This is a genomic window from Streptomyces sp. ID05-39B, assembly GCF_033794725.1.
Taxonomy (GTDB): domain Bacteria; phylum Actinomycetota; class Actinomycetes; order Streptomycetales; family Streptomycetaceae; genus Streptomyces; species Streptomyces bobili.
This window is the reverse complement of record NZ_JARGEF010000167.1, coordinates 1-19,062: the sequence shown is the minus strand read 5'-3', so window position 1 is coordinate 19,062 and position 19,062 is coordinate 1. Positions and strand designations below refer to the sequence as shown.

Here is a 19,062-nt window from a genome sequence, read left to right as displayed (position 1 = left end):
CCCGCTTTTTACCGTTTCGGGGGTTGGGGCCCCCGGGCATCTCCGGCGGGGGCGGGAGGGGGCTGAGGGGGCCGGCCATCACGGGCGCGGCCTCCTCGGGCAGGCCGTGGCAGGTACGTGCCGCGCCCCCGGAATCACCGGTATACGGCGAACTGGGGCCCGCACCCCAAGGTGCGGGCCCCAGTTGCGAAAGTGCGGGTCGGTGCCGTACCGGGCGGTGACGGCAACTGAAATCGACAGTAGCACGGGCCGATCGGGCCCGGCCGGTCAAAGATTTCACTCACTCGGGCGGCTGCCGGGACCCCTCGGACGAGGCCTGCGCACGGTCCGGCGGGCGCGGAGCCGGTCGGCTGGAGGGACATGGCCGGCGGGCCCGCTCGTGCTGCGGAGCACCCAAAATAAGTATGACAAATGGGTGCGGACACGGGCTGGAGTACCGTGAAGGAGCCGGGAGTATCTCGTGCACCGGCCGCCCGCCGCTGCCGTTCCCGGTGACCGACGACGCCGGACCGGATTCGTCCGTGCCCGGAGCAGGGCTCGCCCCATGACCGTGAACGTGCCCGGCCGGCCGACGACCCCGGAGCCCGCGCGGCCCGGTGGTCACCGGTGGCCCCCCGAATCCCCACCCGACCGCAGGCCGGGCCCGACACAGCGGGACCAGGACCCGTCCCCCCTGGAGGCCGACCGCGTCCGCGCGCTGAGCCGGAGTCAGGTCGAGGACCGGCTCCAGGAGCTGGGCGATCTCTACGCGGACACCTCCGGCGGCAAGCCGTGGGCGAGGGAGCGGGACCGGGACGCGTTTCTGCGAGGGCTCGCCTGCGACGTACGACGGCCCGGGTTCGCGCTGCTGATAGCCGAGACCACCGTGCTCACCGCCTGCGCCTACGGCTTCGCGGTGGACGATCACGGAGCATGGTGGCGGAGTCTGACCCCGCACGGGCAGGTGCCGGCGGATCTGCGCCGCCTCGCCGCCTCCGGTCGCCTGTTCGCCGTCTCCCGGATCGTCGTCCAGCCCGTCGTGCGCACCCGCCACCAGGGCCGCGACTGGAACCTCGCCCGGCGGCTCCAGCGGCGGCTGCTCGCCGACCACGACGCGAGCGCCGGGGTCGCGCTGGTGAGCCGCACCGACGCCGGGACGCTGAAGGCGATGCTGGCCTGGGGATGGCGGTACGTCGAGGGGGACGCCGGCGACGAGCCGCTGCCCGCCGCACCCTGGCACGTACTGATCCTCGAATCCTGATCGCACTCCGAGGAGCGGCGCTCAGACCTCGTCGGTGTGCGCGGGTCCCTCCGGGGAGGATTCGCTGGTCGACAGCCAGGACCGGGCGGGCCCTGCGGCCTGGGCGGTGTCGATGGTGAGGTGCAGCCGGGTGCCGCCCTCGGTCCCGGCCGGATAACTGCGCTGCTCGGCCGAGGCGAAGCAGCGGCGCAGCACCTCGGCGACCCGGCGCGCGGTGTCCGGCGTCGCCGCGACGATACGGACCTCGGCGAACCCCTCCGAGGGCAACGGCTCCTGATCCACCTGGACCTCCCGTACGTGTGTGCCGGCGCGCTTGATCACCTACGGCCCGCTCCGCGAAGCCTATGCCGCGGCCCGCTCTCCTCGCCGTCTCACGCACCGTGGGGGCTGCCGGAGCCGGAACTCGCTGGGGCTGACGCCGTGTTCCCGCTTGAACGCGGCGCTGAGGGCGAAGGCGCCCGCGAAGCCGACGCGGTTCGCCACCACCGCGAGGGTCGGTTCGGGGTCGCGCAGCAGCTCGGCCGCGAGCGCGAGGCGGCGTTCACGCAGGTAGGTCATCGGCGGCTGCCCGACGAGGGCCGTGAAGCGCCGGGCCAGGCTCGCCCGGGACACGCCGGTCCGCGCCGCCAGGGCCGGCAGGGTCCACGGGTGGCCGGGCTCGGCGTCCAACAGGCGCAGGGCCGCGCCGACCACGGGATCGCCGTGCGCCCGGTACCAGGCGGGGAGCTGCGCGCCGGGGCGGGTGAACCAGGCGCGCAGGGCGGTGATGAGCATCAGGTCCATCGTCCGGTCCAGCAGGACCCGCTGCCCCGCCTCCTCGCGGGTGATCTCCCGGAAGGTCGCATGGCTGACCGGGCAGGTGCCGACGCCCGCCTCGACGACGGCCAGCGGCGGCAGCGTGGCGAGCAGCCGGGTGGGCGTGCCGCTGTCCAGGCTGTACAGGCAGCTCACCATGAGGGCGCCGTCGGTGCCTTCGGCGTATTCGGCGTCCCAGGAGCCGTCCATGGTCGGGGCGGCCAGTTCCTCGCCCGCCACGGTCGTACAGAGACCTCCGGCGCCGATCACGACGTCCGGTTCGGTGCCGGGCTCGTCCCCCATCACGTACGGCACCCCGCCGGACAGCACAGCGATGTCCCCGGGCCCGATCCGGACCGGACGGCCGCCCTCGGGGGTGACCCAGGCCGAGCCGCGCAGCAGGACCGAGAGGGCCAGTGGTGAGCCGTGCCGGAAGTCCGCCGCCCAGGCGCCTGTCAGGTCGGCCCGGTGGAAGACCGAGCCACTGGTCCGGACCCCCTTCAGGAGGTCCGTCAGCGGATCCGTGCTGGTCAGGCCGGTGGGATCCATGCCGTCAGCGTAGACGAACGGGGTCGTGGACGAACGGGGTCGTGACGAACCGGGCGCCGTAGACGAACGGGTATGGAGACGAGTCCGCACAGCATGGGCCGGGCGGTCCGCGGATGGTTGCGTTGGGTCCATGAACGACGAGACAGTCCTGGTGACAGGCGCTACGGGCAAGACCGGCCGACGCGTGACGCGGCTCCTCGAGGAGCGGGGAGTGGCGGTCCGCACGGCCTCCCGTTCCGGTACCCCTTCCTTCGACTGGGGCGACCGCGGCACCTGGGAGGGCGCGATGCGCGGCGTGACGCGGATGTACCTGGTGGTCCCCGGCCTCGGCGGTGCGCGGGCCGCCGAGGACGTCGCCGCGTTCGCCCGGCAGGCCGCGGCGGCCGGGGTGCGGCACGCGGTGCTGCTGTCCACCCCCTCCGACGCCTGGGGGCCCGCCCAGCAGCATGTCCTGACCACGGAGCGGGCGTTGGAGCGCGGGGGCCTGGACTGGACCGTGCTCCGGGTGCGCTGGTTCTTCCAGAACTTCAGCGAGGACTTCCTGTACGACCCGGTGATGAGCGGCGAGGTACGGCTGCCGGCCGGCGACGGCAAGGAGTCCTTCGTCGACGCCGAGGACATCGCCGAGGTGGCCGTGGCCGCCCTTACCGAGGCGGGGCACGCCGGTCGGTACTACGAGGTGAGCGGGCCCCGGCTGATGACCTTCGGCGACACGGTCGAGGAGATCGCCCGCGTCACCGGCCGCGACCTCCGCTACGTCCCGCTGACCCCGCAGGAGTACGCGGAGGAGCAGCGCGCGGCGGGCGTGCCCGAGGAGTGGGTGCGGATGCTGACCGGCCTGTACGGCCATGTCCGTTCGGGCGGCCTGGCCTCGCTGGGCGACGGCGTCCAGCGGGCACTGGGCCGGGAGCCGAGGGACTTCGCCGGGTACGCGGACGCGACGGCCGCAGAGGGCGTGTGGAACACCTGAACGCCCCTGTCCCGGACCCCGCCTCGGCCCCTGTCCCGGACCCCGTGACCGGGGAACGCCGGCGCCGCCTCTTCCTCCTGATCCTCGGCGCGATCGTCGTCGCCTGGCTCGCCGGACAGTGGGCGTACGGCGCCCACGAGGAACGTGAGCGGGAGGCCGCGACGGTCAGAGAAAACGTGTCCGGTGAAAGGGTCTGGGAAGCCGGCGAACTCACCTACGGCCACATCGGGAAAAGCGTCGACTATCCCATGACCCCGCCCGTCGGCGGCGACCACGACAAAGCGTGGATGACCTGCGACGGCACCGTCTACACCGAACCGGTCCGTGACGAGAACGCCGTGCACTCCCTGGAACACGGCGCCGTCTGGATCACATACGGCACCACGGCCACCCCCGCCGACATCGAGGCGCTCACCGCCAGGGTGGCCCGGACCCCCTACACCCTGATGAGTCCCGTCCCCCGGCAGTCCGGGACGGTCACGCTGTCGGCGTGGGGCCACCAACTCACCGTCGGCACAGCCGCGGACGCGCGCGTCGAGCAGTTCATCAGCGCCTACGTCCAGGGCCCGCAGACCCCGGAACCGGGCGCGCCCTGCACGGGCGGACGCACGGCGCCGTGAGAACAATTCTGTATTTGACATTCGGTCGATGTCGTGGGCAATTGCATTCCAGTCCCCGCTGTTTCGTTGCTCGCATTCCGGTCGAATTGTCAAATCCAAAAAAAGACGCATCGAATATGGCGCTACGAGGGCCAATTCCGGTGTTGGCCGGTGTTAGGGTCCGTTTGTTCCCGCCGGATGTTTCCGGGACCGAATCGCGTAATCCCAGGTTCGTCCCCCGTCCCGGCGCAGTGCGTCTCCCCCTCACCTCTTTCCCTCCCTTGGAGTTCTCTCGTGTCTGCCGACAGCACGACCACCACTCCCGCCGCGGCGGGGGCCGATGCGCCCGGGGTCCACCCGGGCGGACGGCACCTCGGCCTGGCCCTCTTCGTCATCGCCGCCGCCCAGCTGATGGTGGTCCTCGACGCCACGATCACCAACATCGCCCTGCCCGCCATCCAGACCGACCTCGGCGTCACCGACGCCAACCTCGCCTGGATCGTCAACTCCTACGCGCTCGCCTTCGGCGGCCTGATGCTCCTCGGCGGCAAGGCGGGCGACCTCTTCGGCCGGCGGCGCATGTTCCAGGTCGGCATCGGCGTCTTCACCCTTGCCTCGCTGCTGGGCGGATTCGCCCCGGACGAGGGCCTGTTGATCGGCGCCCGCATCCTCCAGGGCGTCGGCGCGGCACTCGCCGCCCCCAGCGCCCTCGCGCTGATCACGACCACCTTCCCGGCGGGCAGGTCACGCAACACGGCGATGGGTGTGTACGCGGCCATGGGCGGCGTCGGCGCCACGGTCGGCATGCTGCTGGGTGGCGTACTGACCGACGCGCTCGACTGGCGCTGGGTGTTCTTCATCAACATCCCCATAGGCCTGGCTGTCCTCGCCGGCACGAAATTCCTCGTCGAGGCCGAACGCCACCCCGGTCGCCTGGACGTCCCCGGAGCCGTCACCGGCACCGGCGGACTCATCACCCTCGTCTACGGCATCACCCGCGGCGGCGAGCACGGCTGGACCGACGGCCTCGCCCTGGTCTCTTTCGCGGTGGCCGCCGTACTCCTGTCGGCGTTCCTGGCGATCCAGTCGCGGACCAAGGACCCGATGATGCCGCTGCGCCTGCTCAAGGACCGCAACCGGTCCGGCAGTTACGCCACGATGCTGTTCGTCGGCGCCGGCATGTTCGCCACCTTCTACTTCCTCACCCTCTACATGCAGCTCATCCTGGGCTACAGCGCGGTCCGCACCGGCTTCGCCTACCTGCCGTTCAGCGTGGGCATGGGGGCCGCCGCGGCCATCAGCTCCAAGCTGGTATCCCATCTGCCGCCCCGTCTGATCGCCGGGCCCGGCCTGCTCGTCGCGGCGGGCGGCATGCTCTGGTTCTCCACCCTGGGAACCGACTCCTCCTACGCCGCCCACCTGATGCCCGCGATGTTCGTCACGGCACTCGGCCTGGGCATGAGCTTCGTCCCGATGACCCTGGGCGCGGTCAGCAGTGTCGCCCACCAGGACACCGGAATGGCCTCGGCCCTGCTGAACACCGCCCAGCAGGTCGGCGGCGCCCTCGGCCTCGCGGCCCTGTCGACGATCTCCACCTCGGCGGCCGACGACAGGCTTCCCGATGCCGCCGCCAACCTCTACCGGGCCATGGGAGCCAAGGACTTCCCGCTGCTGGCGAAGGCGGGCGAGGCCCTGACCCACGGCTACACCATGGCGTTCGTCGCGGCGGCGGTCATGTTCCTGGCCGGCCTGGTGGTCACCTTCCTCGCGGTCGACGCGGGCAGGCAGCAGCACACGGAGGGAGCGGCGCCCGTCCACATGGGCTGACGGTGACCTCATGGTCCGCCGGAGTTAGGATCCCGACCATGGCCCTGACCGTGAACGACGTGGAACGGTTCGAGGCCTCCAGGCGCCGCCTGGAGGTCATCGCCTATCGGCTTCTCGGCTCGGCGAGCGAGGCCGAGGACGCCGTACAGGAGACGTTCCTGCGCTGGCAGGCCACCGACGTCGACCGCATCGAGGTCCCCGAGGCCTGGCTGACGAAGGTCCTCACCAACCTGTGCCTCAACCAGCTGACCTCGGCCCGCGCCCGGCGCGAGACCTACGTCGGCCAGTGGCTCCCCGAGCCGCTGCTCGCCGGGGACCCCATGCTCGGCCCCGCCGACACCGTCGAACAGCGCGAATCCGTGTCGTACGCGGTCCTCACGCTGCTGGAGCGGCTCTCTCCCAACGAGCGGGCGGTGTACGTGCTGAAGGAGGCCTTCGGCTACCCGCACCGGGAGATCGCCGAGATCCTCGACATCACCGAGGCCGCCAGCCAGCAGTTGTTCCACCGGGCCGGGAAGCACGTCGCGCAGGGCAAGGCCCGCACCGAGATCGACGAGGCCGCCGCCCGGCGGATCGTCGACGAGTTCCTCGCCGCCGCGACCAGCGGCCGGACCGAGCCGCTCGTGCGGCTGCTCACCCAGGACGCCGTCGCGATCGGTGACGGCGGCGGGAAGGTCCCGGCCCGCGCCAAGGCGTTCGAGGGCGCGCTCGCGGTCGCGAAGTTCATGCGCGGTCTGTTCAAGCCCAGCAAGGCCAAGCGCGACCTGGTCGGCGGCTCGCCCGGGATGTACGTCACGACCTCCAACGGCGAACCCGCCCTCGTGGCCGTCCTCGACGGCCGCGTCATCGGCGTCACCTGCCTGGAGATCACCCCCGAGGGCATCGCCGCGTTCCGCAGCCAGGTCAACCCCGACAAGCTCGAACGCGCGACGCGGCTGTGGGCGGCCACCGACCACGGCGAGCCGCTCCTCACCCCGTTCTGACGCCGGTTCCGTCGGTGTGAGCTGCTTCACATCGCGTTCCTGTCAGGAAACGCGGGGCCGCCCGGTTCAAGTGGCGAACCCGTCCAAGACAGGAGCATGGAGATGCAGCAGCGCATCATCGTCCTCGGAGCCGGATACGCCGGAGCCATCGCCGCCGGGCGCCTCGCCAAGCGGCTGCACAGCGAAGACGTCACCATCACCCTCGTCAACGCCGAGCCGGACTTCGTCGAGCGCGTGCGGATGCACCAGCTCGCGGTCGGCCAGGACCTCAGGCCCCGTCCGTTCAGCGAGATGTTCGCGGGCACCGGCGTACGGCTGAAGCTCGCGAAGGTCACCGCCGTGGACGTCGACCGCAGGATGGTGTCCGTCACCGGCACCGACGCCGGCCCGAACGGCGTCGAGGAACTGGAGTACGACACCCTCGTGTATGCCCTCGGCAGCGGCTGGAACCCCCAGGGCGTCCCCGGCACCGCCGAACACGCCCACGACATCGCCGGCCGCCCCGGAGCACTCCGGCTGCGCGAGCGCCTGGCCGGGCTGACCGCGGGACAGCCCGTGGTCGTCGTAGGCGGCGGTCTCACCGGCCTGGAGGCCGCGACCGAGATCGCCGAGTCCCGCCCCGACCTCGACGTGGCCCTCGCCGCCCGTGGCGACCTCGGCGACTGGCTGTCGCCCAAGGGCCGCAGGCACGTGCGGAAGGTCGTCGACGGCCTCGGCATCACCGTGCACGAGCACACCGCCGTCACCGGCGTCGCCGCCGACCACGTCACCACCGCGGACGGCGCCACCGTCCCGGCCGCGGTCACCGTGTGGACCACCGGCTTCGCCGTCCACCCGATCGCGCGGGCCACCTCCCTGGAGGTCACCGGCACCGGCCAGATCGTCGTCGACCGCACCATGCGCTCGGTCTCCCACCCGGACGTGTACGCCATCGGTGACGCGGCCAGTGTGACGGGCCCCGCCGACAAGCCCCTGCGCATGTCCTGCGCCTCGGGCGTCCCCACCGCCTGGCAGGCCGCCGACGCCATCGCGGCCCGCCTGACCCGCGGCAAGATCCCCGAGGTGCCGCTGCGCTACTTCAACCAGTGCATCTCCCTGGGCCGGAGGCAGGGACTGATCCAGTACGTCACCGCCGACGACCGGGCCGTCCGGGCGGCCCTGACCGGACGCACCGCCGCCCTCTACAAGGAACTCGTCTGCAAGGGCGCGGCCTGGGGGGTCGCCAACCCCACCATGCTCATGCCGACCCGTCGCCGCCGCGTCGCGGCGGAGCGGCCCGAGTCGGCGGCGGCCACGGCGCGGGCGGCCGCCTGAGCCGTACGTCCCGCGAGCCCGTTCCCCTGACCCACGGCCGTGACTGCTCCTACACTCACCGTCACACGCCGTGCCGACGCGAAGAGGGGGGCCGGATGGCGCTGAACGTCATGGCCGGGCCGGGGGACGACGCCGTACCGGGGCCGACGCTGGAGAGGCTGCTGTCGGTCATGGGGGCCGGCGCGCTGGAGCTGTGCGTGGCCCCGGGCGGTCTGGCGGCCGTCGTCGAGGGGGTCACGGTCCTGGACCCGCTGGAGCCGGGGCGGTCGCGGGGGCAGCTCCTGCTGGCGGTGGGCGTCGACCCGCAGTCGGCCGCCGCCCTCGACGTCGTACGCGAGGCCGCCCGGGAGGGCGCCACCGCCGTGGTCTTCGGCCAGGGCAGGTCCGGGCGGCCCCCGGACGCGCTGCGGACGGCCGCCGAGGCCGCCGGTACGGCCCTCCTCTTCCGTACGGCGTGGCTGGGCTGGACGGAACTGGTCGGCGCGTTGCGGGCGGGCCTGGTCCTGGCCGGGGTCCCCGCCGATCCGGCCGCCTCCGCCGTACCGCTGGGCGACCTGAACGGCCTGGCCGACGCGGTCGCCGTCCTGGTCGGCGGCGCGGTGACGATCGAGGATCTGGAGTCCCGGGTCCTCGCGTACTCGTCCACCAAGGAGGACGTGGACGAACTGCGCCGCCTGACGATCCTCGGCCGCCGGGTGCCGCAGTGGCGGGTGGCCGCCATGCGGGAAGCCGGATTCTTCCGCACCCTGTGGGGTTCCGGGGACGTCATCCACCGGCCGGCCCACGGGGACAATCCCGAACGCCTGGTGGTGGCCGTCCGCGCGGGCGGCGAGGTCCTGGGATCGATCTGGGTGGCGGCCGCCGGCTCCGACCTCCCGCCGCACGCCACCGACACCCTGCGGTCGGCGGCCCGGGTGGCCGCCGGACACCTGCTGCACCACCGGTCCCACCGCACGGACGCCCGGCTGACCGAGGACGCGGCCCGCGCCCTCCTCGACGGACGGGGCTCCGCCGCCGTACTGACCGAACGCACCGGGATACCGGCGCACGGGCACTGCGCCGTCCTGGCGGTCCGCCCCGGAGCCTCCCGCAACGAGGACTTGCGCAAGGGGGGCTTCGGCGCGGGGGCAACGGCCGGGAAGCTGTGCGCCCTGCTGGCGGTGTGCTGTGGCGCGTACGACGTCACACCGGTCGTCCTGCCGGTCGACCGGGGCGCCCTGATCCTGCTCGGCGGGCTGCACAAGGACCCGCGACGGGCCGAGGAACAGGTCTCCCAACTGGGTACGTCACTGGTCCGGCAGGTGGCCGACACGTTCGGGCCCGAGGCGCGGATCGGTTTGGGCACGGTGGTCGACGCCCTGACCGGCCTGCCCGCGTCCCGCCGGTCGGCGGACCTGGCGCTGAGGGCCCTGCTCTCGCCGGGAGAACAGCGTGCCGTGGCCTCCGCGAGCGAGGTGGCCGAGACGATCGCCCTGAACCAGATGCTGGACACGCTGACAGGGGCGGCACAGGCGACGGGGTCAGGGCCGGGGACGGCACCGGACACGCCCGTGGCGCGCCTTGTGGCGTACGACGCCGGGCACGGCGGGGGCACGATGGTGGAGACCCTGCGCGCCTACCTCGACCACTTCGGTCATGTGCCGGACACCGCACGCGCGTTGGGCGTGCACGCGAACAGTCTGCGGCACCGGATCAGCAGGCTCACCGAGGTCTCCGGCCTCGACCTGCGCAGCCCGGACGCCCGCCTCCTCGCCCAGCTCCAACTGCGCCTGCTGGAGCGCGCCGCCGACCGCGAGCCGTGAGGGACCGGGCGGCGTGAGGGCCTGGCAGGCGTGAGCCGCCGGGAGGCGTGAGCCCTGGGGTGCCGCCACGATGAAGGGGAGGTTCCTTCGTGCCCGCGCACGACGGCGACCGCCCCACCCCGCGATTTCGCTCCACGGCGAGAACCGCGGGCCGGAACACCGGAACTCCCGACGAAGACACCCGCCCCGCCCCGGAGGGAGCCTGGTGGTCCGCCGCACGACAACCGTGCGCGGTCGAGACTCAAGGTTCCAGGCTCCGGGAAGGGGCGCGATGAGTGTTTCCAGGCAGGCCAAGCAGACCGGGCAGGCCAAGCAGGCCGGGCAGGCCACGCAGGCAAGGCAGGCCTCGCAGGCCGAGGACAAGGCCGGCCGGCGTGAGCGGATACTGCGGGCGGCCGTACGGCAGGGACTCCTGGACCCGGAGTCGGCGCTGCTGGCCGCTTTCGTCGACCTCGACGGCGTCGAGGAGACCGTCGCCTCCCTGCGGGCCGCGTTCCCCGCCTCCCTCCAGGTCCTGCACGCCTTCGCCGCGAAGGCGAACTGCCTGGTCCCCGTCCTCGAAGAGCTGCGCCGGGGCGGCATGGGCTGCGAGGTCGCCAGCGCCGGCGAGCTGGCCCAGGCGCTGGAGGCCGGCTTCGATCCGGCGGACATCGTCTTCGACTCCCCGGCCAAGACCCGGGCGGAACTCGTCCAGGCCCTCGGCCTCGGTGTCACCGTGAACGCGGACAGCTTCGAGGAACTCGAACGGATCGACGACATCCTGGCGGCCCGCCCCTCCGGCTCGCGGATCGGCGTACGCGTCAACCCCCAGGTCGGCGGCGGCTCGATCAGCGCCATGAGCACGGCGACGGCGACCTCCAAGTTCGGCGTCCCGCTGGAGGACGAGGGCAACCGTGAGCGCCTGCTCCAGGCATACCGGGACCGTCCATGGCTCACCTGGGTGCACACGCACGTCGGCTCGCAGGGCTGCCCGCTGGACCTCATCGCCGGGGGTGTCGCGAAGGCGGTCGCGTTCGCCGAGGAGATCAACGCCCGCCTCGGCCGACGGCAGGTCACCGGCATCGACATCGGGGGAGGCCTGCCGGTCAACTTCGCCGACGACGAGACCACCCCCGGCTTCGACACCTACGTGGACCGTCTGCGCGAGCACGCGCCCGCCCTGTTCTGCGGCGACTACGAGATCGTCACCGAGTTCGGCCGCTCGGTCCTGGCGAAGAACGGCTTCATGGCCGCGTACGTCGAGTACACCAAGACCGTCGGCGGCCGCCCCATCGCGATCACCCACGCCGGCGCCCAGGTCGCCACCCGAACCGTGTTCGCCCCCGACGCCTGGCCCCTGCGGATCGAGGCCTACGACCCCGGCGGCACCGCCAAGACCAGCCCGCCCGTGGCCCAGGACATCGCCGGCCCCTGCTGTTTCGCCGGTGATCTGCTGGCCCGCGACCGCACACTGCCCCGTCTCGACACCGGGGACCTCGTCGTCGTACCGGACACCGGGGCGTACTACTTCTCCACGCCCTTCCACTACAACAGCCTGCCCGAACCCGCCGTGCACGGCGCCCGCGTCGACGCCGACGGCAAGGTCACCTTCCGCCCGCTCCGCCCGGCCCGGGCCGCCCACCCCCTCGCCCCGGCCCTCGCCGCGCGATGACCCCTCTCCGGAGAAAGGAAGGTGCAGCAGCCATGAGGTTACGGCGCGCCCGGTCGGGGTGCCCCCTGGAGCCGCCCCGGCGGGAGGCCGCCGGACGGCGGCTGTCCGCCACGGCCGCACGCCGGCGACGGGTGCTGTGCGACATCACCCGGTGGCTCTCGCGCCGCCGGCGCATCGCGGCCGACCAGTTCCTGCGCGGCGCGTGCTACGGCGCCGGCACGGCTGTGGTCGGCCTGCTGGCGCTCTGGCTGCAGACCCGCTGACGACGGCCGGTCGACGGCCGCCGTCGGTCCATCCGGCCGACCATCCGGCCGACCGTCCGGCCGCCGGCCCCGAGCGGCTCCACCGGTGTCCCGCGCTCAACCGCTCACACCCCGGCCGGATCCGCTCCCGTCCCGATCAGGAAGTCCCGCATCGCTGCGGCGAGTTGTTCCGGCTGGTCCTCGGGTACGAGGGTGGAGGAGCCGGCGATCTCGATCAGCCGGCCCTTCGGGTACAACGCGGCCAGCCGGGGCCCGTGTTCACGTGGCATCAACCGGTCCTCGGTGGCCCAGACGACCAGTACGGGGCGGTCGTAGTCACGGAGTCGCTCGCTCCAGGCCAGCAAGGTCGCGCGATCGGGCGCCGAGGTGGCGAACTTGGCGAAGTCCCGGCGAACGGCCCTGCTCCGGGTCGCCGGAGCGAACCAGTCCTCCATGACCTCGTCCGGAATCCCGCGCAGGCTCATCCCGCCGTACCCCTTGCGGTTGTCGCGGAACACGGGGACGCGCATCAGCTGGGTCAGAAGCCGTACGCCGCCGGGGATCCTGCACACGGCCGCTGCCGCCTTCGCCGGTCCCGGGGGGAAGTTGTCGAACGCCTCACAGGCCACGAGCACCATCCGCCCGACCCTGTGGCCCTGCTCCTCCGTCACCAGGAACTGGCCCCCGCCCCAGTCGTTGAGGACGAGGGTCACGTCGTCCAGGCCGAGCCGTTCGACGAACTCGCCCAGCAGCCGTGCGACACCCCGGTGGGAGAGATCGGCGTCCGGGTTCATCGGCCGGCGGTGACCGCCGAGGGGCAGCGTGGGCAGGACGCAGCGGTACCCGTCCAGCAGCGGTACGACCTTGCGCCACTGCGTCTCGTTCATCGGCAGCCCGTGCCCGAACACCAGCACCGGCCCGGCACCGCCGGTGTCCTGGTAGTCGATCGTCCCGGCCGACAGTTCGATCTCCGGCATCGTTCCCCCGTTCGATGATTCATGGATCCCTGTACCCGTACCCATGAGCCTGGAGGGGAACTCTTCCCCATGGCGGCCGGTACGGCGAGGCTTTCGGTACGGCCCCTGGGGAGTATCCGAACGGAAAACAACGGCAGGCGGTCAGGTGACGGGTCCCGGCACGGGGCCCTGTGCCGCCTCCGGTGCCTGGTCCTCAGACAGGACGCTCGGCCATGACCACCAGACCCGGCCGCTTTGCTCATCCGCAGGGAGCCGAAGTTCGGCGACCGGGCGCAGTCCAGCCTGCTCGATCAGGTCCACGAGTTGTTCCGGCCGCCATTTCTGTGCCGTCCACCCAACGGAGACACCTTCGTAGGCCTCGGTGCGCACCGCGTCTTCGTCGCTGACGTGTGTTGCGGTGACTAGGTGTCGGACGTCACGGGGGAGGTTCGAACAGTGACCACCACCCGAGCACGCACTTCACCAAGGCCGAGGTCGGTGACAGAGGCGATGCCGCGCACGAGCAGTGGCGCCGGCAGGTTCTTCGAGACGCCTGCATCGAGTACGTGGAGGCATCCCGTCTGTACGTGCGCGCCGAACGCCTGCCGGGCCGATAATGGCGTCGTGATCGACAGGCGTCTGCGCGTGGTACTGGCCGAGGACTCCGTTGTTCTCCGTGACGGCATGGTCGAGCTGCTCGGCGCCCGCGGGTGTGAGGTGGTGGCCACCACCGGGACGGCGCCCGGGTTGCTCGCCGCGGTGGTCGAGCACCGGCCCGACGTGGCCGTGGTGGATATCCGGATGCCGCCCACACAGACTGATGAGGGCATCCGCGCTGCCGTGGAGATCCGCGCGAGGACGCCCGAAGTCGGCATCGTGGTCTTTTCCCAGCACGTCGAGACCACCTGGGCCTACCGGCTGCTGGCGGACGGTGCGGCGGGCATCGGGTACCTGCTGAAGGAACGCGTCGCCCGCACTTCCGAGTTCGTGGACGCGCTGTACCGGGTCGCCGACGGGGGCACGGCACTCGACCCGGAGATCGTCACCCAGCTGATGCGTGGTGGACAGCGCAGCCGGGTGGACACCCTGACGCCTCGCGAGCGCGCGGTGCTGGAGCTGATGGCGCAAGGGCACTCCAACCGCTCCGTCGCCGCGCTGCTGGTGGTGTCGGAGCGGGCGGTGGAGAAACACGTCGCCGCCGTCTTCACCAAATTCGGTCTACGGGCGACGGACACCGACAACCGCCGGGTGAAGGCCGTCCTCACCTACCTGGCGGAGAACGGGAGTCAATCGGCCGTCACAGACGCGTCGGCAGCTCGGCGGTGACCACAGTCGGTCCGCCGGGCGGGCTGTCGATGCGCAGAGCACCGTCCACCGCCGCGAGCCGCTCGGCCAGGCCCGTCAGGCCGGTGCCGACGCCGAGCGCCGCACCGCCGCGGCCGTCGTCGCGCACGGACAGGTGGACCCGGCCGTCGTTCACGCTCGCCTCGAGTTCGGCCGAGCGGGCACCACTGTGCTTGGCGACGTTGGTCAGCAGCTCGGCGGCGCAGAAGTAGAGGGCTCGTTCGACCACTTGGTCCGGTCGTTCCGGCAGGTTCAGACGGAGGGCGACCGGCACTGGGGAGGTGGCGGTGAGCCCTGGCAATGCCTCGCTGAGGCCGCCGTCCAGCGCCACCGGGTGAATGCCGCGAGTGAGCCGCCGCAGTTCAGTGACGGTGTCGTCGGTCTGGCCGCGGGCGCGGTCCACCAGGGTGCGCAGCCGTACGAGGTCCGGGCCGGAGGCGGGAGCGAGCGCGTCTTCGGCCAGCGAGAGGGTGATGGCCAGGGCGACCAGCCGAGCTTGAGTGCCATCGTGCAGGTCACGCTCCAGGCGGCGGAGCTGGTCGGTGTTCTGCGCGAGGAGGGTGGCGCGGGCGGTCTCCAGCTCCCGGACGCGCCGCTGAGCACGGGCCGGTCCGAGCAGCAGCCGGGCGAGCCGCCGGTTCGCTCCGCTCAGCCCCCGAACCGCGCCGGGCACTGCGGACAGGATCACCAGGCCCAGCGGCAGGGAGGCGGCATCCAGCCAGGTGGCGGGCCGCGGGCCCGGTTCCAGCAGGCGTCCCCAGAGCGGGAAACCGATCAGCCAGCCGCAGCCGAGGGGAAGCGCCACTGCGGCGGCGAACCCGAGCACGCCGAGCGGCAACCGCAGCACCAGATAGAGCAGTGACCGCCAGGCGATCGGGTCGGTCAGCACGACACGACCATGGGCGACCACGCCCACTGGGCGGGCCAGTCTGGCCGGCGCCTCGACGTGCTCGCCGAGCAACCGGCCGACCAGCTGCCGGTGCAGCGCGCCGAGACCACGCGCGCCCATCAGCGCGGCGGCCACGAACGGCAGGCCGAACACGGTGAGCGAGAGCAGCGTTCCCGCGTAAAGGACGGAGAGTGCGTAGGCTCCGCCGAGCAGGGCGAGCGGCAGCCCGACGGCGGCGAAGACCCATTCGCCGCCCCGGACCGAGAGGTATCGCCGCTGCTCAGCCACGGTCGGCCCCGGGGACCTGAGCAGGCCCGCCCGAGGCGGGCGACAGCGCCGAGCCGGCGGGCGGCGCGCCCGTCACCGTGTTCCGGGTGGGTGTCTGTTCGCAGGCCGTACCCTCGGCAGCCGGCCCGTCGCCGCGCTCAGTCACGGCTACCTCCCACCAGCTCCGCCGCCGGACCGCGAACCGCCCGCAGGCCCGTGGCCAGGATGGCGGGGACGGTCAGCGCCGTCGCGCCCGCGGCGATCCACCAGCAGCCGGCCACCGGGAGGGACGGCAACGGCGACCCGCTCACCGCCGTGCTGAACGCCGCCGACGCGGCGCCCGCAACCGCCGCGCCGAGCAGGACCCCCACCGCCGTGGTCAGCACCGCCTCCGCGGTCAGCATGCGCAGCAGTTGCGACCGGGTCGCGCCGACCAGCCGCAGCAGTGCGAACTCGCGGCGCCGTTCGGCGGTCACGGCGACCAGGGTGTTGACGGTGGAGACGGCGGCGAAGCAGACGAGCAGCGCCAACTCGACCTGACGCAGCCAGACATCCGTGGCGGAAGTGACGCTGGACGCCGCTGCGCCCGCAGCGTGCTCGGCGGTACTTGTCATGATCAGCATGGTGCCCGACAGGCCCACGAGCAGTGCGACCGGCACCACGGCGGACGACAGTCGCCGCGCGTACCCGCGCAGGTCGGCGTCGGCCAGCCATCCCACACCGGGTGCCAGCGCCCGTACCGGTGCGCCCAGCGCGGCCGCCAGGACGCGCGCCGCGAGCGGGCCCGCCAGAGCGACCGCAACCAGCAGCACCAGCGAGCCGAGCAACGCCGCCTGCCCCGCCTTGTCCACCTGCTCCGCCGGCCGCGTCGCGGCCAGCCGAAGCAGCAGGCCGCCGCCCATCAGCACGCCGACTGCGGCGAGCAGACGCAGTGCACCCGTCCGCCCCTGCTCGGTCGAACTCGCCGTGAGGGCGGCCGCGGGCGCGATCCGGGAGATCCGCCGCGCCGCCACGGCCGAGGCCGCCAGGCCGACGGCCAGTGCGATGGCCAGCGCCACGAGCACCGGTATCGGGGTCCCCGGCACCCGCACGCCCGGCGCCGCCATTCCTCGCCGCTGCAGCTCGGTGAGGAAGCTCTGGGCCGCCGCGGTGCCGGCGGCCCCGCCCGGCACGGTCACCAACAGCGTGGTCATGACGACCTGGCCACGGACCAGACGCCGCACCTGGCGGGGTGTCGCCGCGATGGTGCGCAGCAGGGCCAGCTCCCGGTGCTGCTGGCGGAGCGCGAACCCCAGCGCATTGACCACGACGAAGAAGGCGACCAGCACGGCGATCTCACCGAAGGCGCCGGCGATCACCATCAGGCTGGGCCCGGTCGTCGCCTTCCGGGCTGCCGCCGGGGCGGTGATGTCGGCGGCGAACAGCGAGCCGAACAGCGTCAGGGTGGCGACGGCGAGGAAGAGCGCGACCGCCAGACCGACGAAGGCAGCCGGACGGCGGCGCATCTGCCCGAGCGCGAGCAAGGTCACAGCCCTCCCCCACCCAGCCGGCTCAGGCATTCGCCGACCTGGGCGGCAGTGGGTCGGTCGAGCTCGTCCACCACCACGCCGTCGGCGAGCAGCAGCACCCGGTCCGCGTACCCGGCGGCCACCGGATCGTGGGTCACCATCACGCAGGTCCTGCCGTCCTCATCCACACCGGCGCGCAGCAGGGCGAGGATCTCGTGGCCGGTGGCCCGGTCGAGCGCGCCGGTCGGCTCGTCGGCGAACAGCACCGGAGGACGGGAGACCAGTGCCCGGGCGATGGCCACCCGCTGCTGCTGCCCACCGGACAGCTGCCCTGGCCGGTGTCGCTCGCGCCCGGCCAGTCCCACCCGGGCGAGCGCGTCGAGCACCCGGCCCCGGTCGTGCCGCTCGCCGGCCAGTCGGCCGGGAAGCTCGATATTCTGCGCGACCGTCATCGCGGGCATCAGATTGAACGCCTGGAACACGAACCCGACCCGACTGCGCCGCAGTGCCGCCAGCCGCCGCTCGGGCAGCCGGGACACCTCAGTACCGCCCCACCAGACGGAGCCCCGAGTGGGTCGGTCCATCCCCGCCAGGCAGTGCAGCAAAGTGGTCTTGCCGGAGCCCGAGGGCCCCATCACCGCCGTGAACGTTCCAGGCGCAAAGGCCACCGACACCCCGCGCAACGCCCGCACGGCGGCGGCGCCGCGTCCGTACTCACGGTGCAGGTCTTCCGCTCGGGCGGTTGTGCCCGTCCCTATATCCGTCGCCGTCTCAGCCATGTCCTCATCCTCGGCGGGCGGAGGACGGCGATCGATCGTGCCCGCCCCCGAATCGGGGGTTCGGGAAACCGAACCCCCGGTCATCGGCGGACGACCGAGCAGACCGGCCGGGAGGAACTCACACAGATGGCCCGCCGGTGGGAGACTGCGGCCCGTGTCCGGGTTCGCGAGGAAGTGGACAGGACCGGTTCGAAGCCCATGCCGTCCACCCACCCCGCCCGACCGACCGGCCGACGCCTCCGGCTCGCCGTCCTGCACGAGCACGGCGAAGCCCGCTCGTACCAAAACGGCAACAGAGGAGGAGCCTGCCGAGGAGTCGGACGAGGGAGTCGAGGCGGTACCCGAGACGGACGCCCCGGCCGCCGTGAGCTCGCCCGCGGAGCTGTCGGCGGCCGCTCACCGGACCGGCACCGAGGCCCCCCTCGACCTCTCCGACCGGCGGATTCCCGTGTTCACGCTGGCGTGGGACTGGCTCTGGTGGGCCTCGGTATCGGCTTCCTCGGGGTGCGGATGCGCCGCCGCTGAGCGGCTCGCGACGGCCCGGGTCCCCCTTGAGTCGGACATCCGGCGTCCGCCTCAGGACGGTTGTCCGCGCGGACTTACTCGGTATACATACTCGGTATGTCCATCCGCCACGGGCTCCTCGCCCTCCTCGAACGCGGCCCGCGCTACGGCTCACAGCTCCGTACGGAGTTCGAGTCCCGCACCGGCTCCACCTGGCCGCTCAACGTGGGTCAGGTCTACACGACGCTCAGCCGGCTTGAACGCGACGGCATGGTCGTGCAGGACGGCGAGGACGAGGCCGGCCATCCGCTCTACGCGATCACCGACAGCGGTCGCGCCGAACTGCGCAGTTGGTTCGAGAACCCCGTCGACCGCACCAGCCCGGCCCGTGACGAGCTGGCCATCAAGCTGGCCATGGCCGTCGGGGCGCCCGGGGTCGACATCCGTGACGTCATCCAGTCCCAGCGCCGGCACACCGTGAAGGCCATGCAGGACTACACCCGGCTGAAGGCGCAGGCCCTCACCGCCGTGGAGAAGAACGGGGTCGGGGAGCGGGACGACATCGCCTGGCTCCTCGTCCTGGAGCAGCTGATCTTCCAGACCGAGGCCGAGGCGCGCTGGCTCGACCACTGCGAGTCCCGGCTGATCCGTCTCTCGTCGACCGCCCCGGCGGCGGGGCCGGAGCCGATCGACTGGACCGTCGGCGCTGCCAACGGTCGCGCAACTGCGCCTCGGCCTAGGTCTGGAAGACTTACTGATCACAGACGTGTAGCCAGGCGAGTTCGTCCCGGTGACAGTACCAAGCTTTTCCGACCGCTGTTGGGGGGAGCGCAATCACACAGG

Annotated in this window: 17 protein-coding genes; 11 read left to right on the top strand and 6 right to left on the bottom strand. The window is 72.5% G+C overall.

Annotated features, from left to right (window positions below):
* Positions 1–544 precede the first annotated feature (544 nt).
* Positions 545–1,240, top strand: a complete 696-nt coding sequence (locus P1P75_RS28705; RefSeq protein WP_319260708.1) for a hypothetical protein — start codon at positions 545–547, stop codon at positions 1,238–1,240.
* 21 nt (positions 1,241–1,261) lie between these two features.
* On the opposite strand, the gene P1P75_RS28700 is transcribed toward P1P75_RS28705, so the two are convergent.
* Together P1P75_RS28700 and P1P75_RS28695 are read right to left on the bottom strand one after the other, a co-directional pair.
* Positions 1,262–1,561 carry a hypothetical protein gene (locus P1P75_RS28700; RefSeq protein ID WP_319260705.1) on the bottom strand — a complete coding sequence of 100 codons (300 nt, stop codon included), beginning with the start codon at positions 1,559–1,561 and terminating at the stop codon, positions 1,262–1,264.
* Positions 1,562–1,582: 21 nt separating this feature from the next.
* A complete protein-coding gene (locus P1P75_RS28695) occupies positions 1,583–2,584 on the bottom strand; it encodes an AraC family transcriptional regulator (RefSeq protein ID WP_319260702.1) in 1,002 nt (333 codons plus the stop codon).
* Between the two features lie 130 nt (positions 2,585–2,714).
* On the opposite strand from P1P75_RS28695, the gene P1P75_RS28690 reads away from it, so the two are divergent.
* The 8 genes from P1P75_RS28690 (at position 2,715) to P1P75_RS28655 (ending at position 11,993) form a co-directional block, all read left to right on the top strand.
* A complete protein-coding gene (locus P1P75_RS28690; protein WP_319260699.1) occupies positions 2,715–3,554 on the top strand; it encodes an NAD(P)H-binding protein in 840 nt (279 codons plus the stop codon).
* Positions 3,555–3,598: 44 nt separating this feature from the next.
* Positions 3,599–4,174 (top strand): DUF3105 domain-containing protein, encoded by a 576-nt coding sequence (locus P1P75_RS28685; RefSeq protein ID WP_319260696.1) that lies wholly within the window; start codon positions 3,599–3,601, stop codon positions 4,172–4,174.
* A 273-nt stretch (positions 4,175–4,447) separates the two neighbouring features.
* The gene (locus P1P75_RS28680; protein ID WP_319260694.1) at positions 4,448–5,980 is read left to right on the top strand and encodes an MFS transporter; all 1,533 of its coding nucleotides are present in this window, start codon (positions 4,448–4,450) and stop codon (positions 5,978–5,980) included.
* Between the two features lie 38 nt (positions 5,981–6,018).
* Positions 6,019–6,963 carry an RNA polymerase sigma factor SigJ gene (sigJ, locus tag P1P75_RS28675; protein WP_319260691.1) on the top strand — a complete coding sequence of 315 codons (945 nt, stop codon included), beginning with the start codon at positions 6,019–6,021 and terminating at the stop codon, positions 6,961–6,963.
* A 102-nt stretch (positions 6,964–7,065) separates the two neighbouring features.
* Positions 7,066–8,277: an FAD-dependent oxidoreductase gene (locus P1P75_RS28670; RefSeq protein WP_319260688.1), complete on the top strand. Its 1,212-nt coding sequence runs from the start codon at positions 7,066–7,068 to the stop codon at positions 8,275–8,277.
* Between the two features lie 95 nt (positions 8,278–8,372).
* Positions 8,373–10,079, top strand: a complete 1,707-nt coding sequence (locus P1P75_RS28665; protein WP_319260686.1) for a helix-turn-helix domain-containing protein — start codon at positions 8,373–8,375, stop codon at positions 10,077–10,079.
* A gap of 271 nt (positions 10,080–10,350) precedes the next feature.
* On the top strand, positions 10,351–11,730 hold the full coding sequence (locus P1P75_RS28660) for a diaminopimelate decarboxylase (protein WP_319260683.1): 1,380 nt from the start codon (positions 10,351–10,353) through the stop codon (positions 11,728–11,730).
* A 32-nt stretch (positions 11,731–11,762) separates the two neighbouring features.
* Complete coding sequence (locus tag P1P75_RS28655; protein ID WP_319260681.1) at positions 11,763–11,993, top strand: hypothetical protein; 231 nt, start codon at positions 11,763–11,765, stop codon at positions 11,991–11,993.
* Positions 11,994–12,097: 104 nt separating this feature from the next.
* Here P1P75_RS28655 and P1P75_RS28650 read toward each other — a convergent pair whose 3' ends face one another.
* Positions 12,098–12,949 carry an alpha/beta hydrolase gene (locus tag P1P75_RS28650; RefSeq protein WP_319260678.1) on the bottom strand — a complete coding sequence of 284 codons (852 nt, stop codon included), beginning with the start codon at positions 12,947–12,949 and terminating at the stop codon, positions 12,098–12,100.
* 603 nt (positions 12,950–13,552) lie between these two features.
* Between P1P75_RS28650 and P1P75_RS28645 the strand changes: the two genes are divergently transcribed.
* Complete coding sequence (locus P1P75_RS28645; RefSeq protein ID WP_319260675.1) at positions 13,553–14,254, top strand: response regulator transcription factor; 702 nt, start codon at positions 13,553–13,555, stop codon at positions 14,252–14,254.
* On the opposite strand, the gene P1P75_RS28640 is transcribed toward P1P75_RS28645, so the two are convergent.
* The 3 genes from P1P75_RS28640 to P1P75_RS28630 all read right to left on the bottom strand — a co-directional run bounded on the left by P1P75_RS28640 (position 14,226) and on the right by P1P75_RS28630 (position 17,715).
* Positions 14,226–15,449 (bottom strand): sensor domain-containing protein, encoded by a 1,224-nt coding sequence (locus P1P75_RS28640; RefSeq protein ID WP_319260673.1) that lies wholly within the window; start codon positions 15,447–15,449, stop codon positions 14,226–14,228. The genes P1P75_RS28645 and P1P75_RS28640 overlap by 29 nt on opposite strands.
* 137 nt (positions 15,450–15,586) lie before the next feature.
* A complete protein-coding gene (locus P1P75_RS28635) occupies positions 15,587–16,957 on the bottom strand; it encodes an FtsX-like permease family protein (protein ID WP_319260670.1) in 1,371 nt (456 codons plus the stop codon).
* Entirely contained in the window at positions 16,954–17,715 is a 762-nt protein-coding gene (locus tag P1P75_RS28630; RefSeq protein ID WP_319260668.1) for an ABC transporter ATP-binding protein, read from the bottom strand. The genes P1P75_RS28635 and P1P75_RS28630 overlap by 4 nt, the downstream gene beginning before the upstream one ends.
* Positions 17,716–18,336: 621 nt before the next feature.
* Between P1P75_RS28630 and P1P75_RS28625 the strand changes: the two genes are divergently transcribed.
* Positions 18,337–19,062: PadR family transcriptional regulator (locus P1P75_RS28625; RefSeq protein WP_319260666.1), on the top strand; the 726-nt coding region annotated here is incomplete at its 3' end.

Coding starts and splice junctions, on each gene's coding strand:
- P1P75_RS28705 (WP_319260708.1), top strand. CDS start 545: ATGACCGTGAACGTGCCCGGCCGGCCGACGACCCCGGAGCCCGCGCGG.
- P1P75_RS28695 (WP_319260702.1), bottom strand. CDS start 2,584: ATGGATCCCACCGGCCTGACCAGCACGGATCCGCTGACGGACCTCCTG.
- P1P75_RS28690 (WP_319260699.1), top strand. CDS start 2,715: ATGAACGACGAGACAGTCCTGGTGACAGGCGCTACGGGCAAGACCGGC.
- sigJ (WP_319260691.1), top strand. CDS start 6,019: ATGGCCCTGACCGTGAACGACGTGGAACGGTTCGAGGCCTCCAGGCGC.
- P1P75_RS28670 (WP_319260688.1), top strand. CDS start 7,066: ATGCAGCAGCGCATCATCGTCCTCGGAGCCGGATACGCCGGAGCCATC.
- P1P75_RS28665 (WP_319260686.1), top strand. CDS start 8,373: ATGGCGCTGAACGTCATGGCCGGGCCGGGGGACGACGCCGTACCGGGG.
- P1P75_RS28660 (WP_319260683.1), top strand. CDS start 10,351: ATGAGTGTTTCCAGGCAGGCCAAGCAGACCGGGCAGGCCAAGCAGGCC.
- P1P75_RS28655 (WP_319260681.1), top strand. CDS start 11,763: ATGAGGTTACGGCGCGCCCGGTCGGGGTGCCCCCTGGAGCCGCCCCGG.
- P1P75_RS28650 (WP_319260678.1), bottom strand. CDS start 12,949: ATGCCGGAGATCGAACTGTCGGCCGGGACGATCGACTACCAGGACACC.
- P1P75_RS28630 (WP_319260668.1), bottom strand. CDS start 17,715: ATGGCTGAGACGGCGACGGATATAGGGACGGGCACAACCGCCCGAGCG.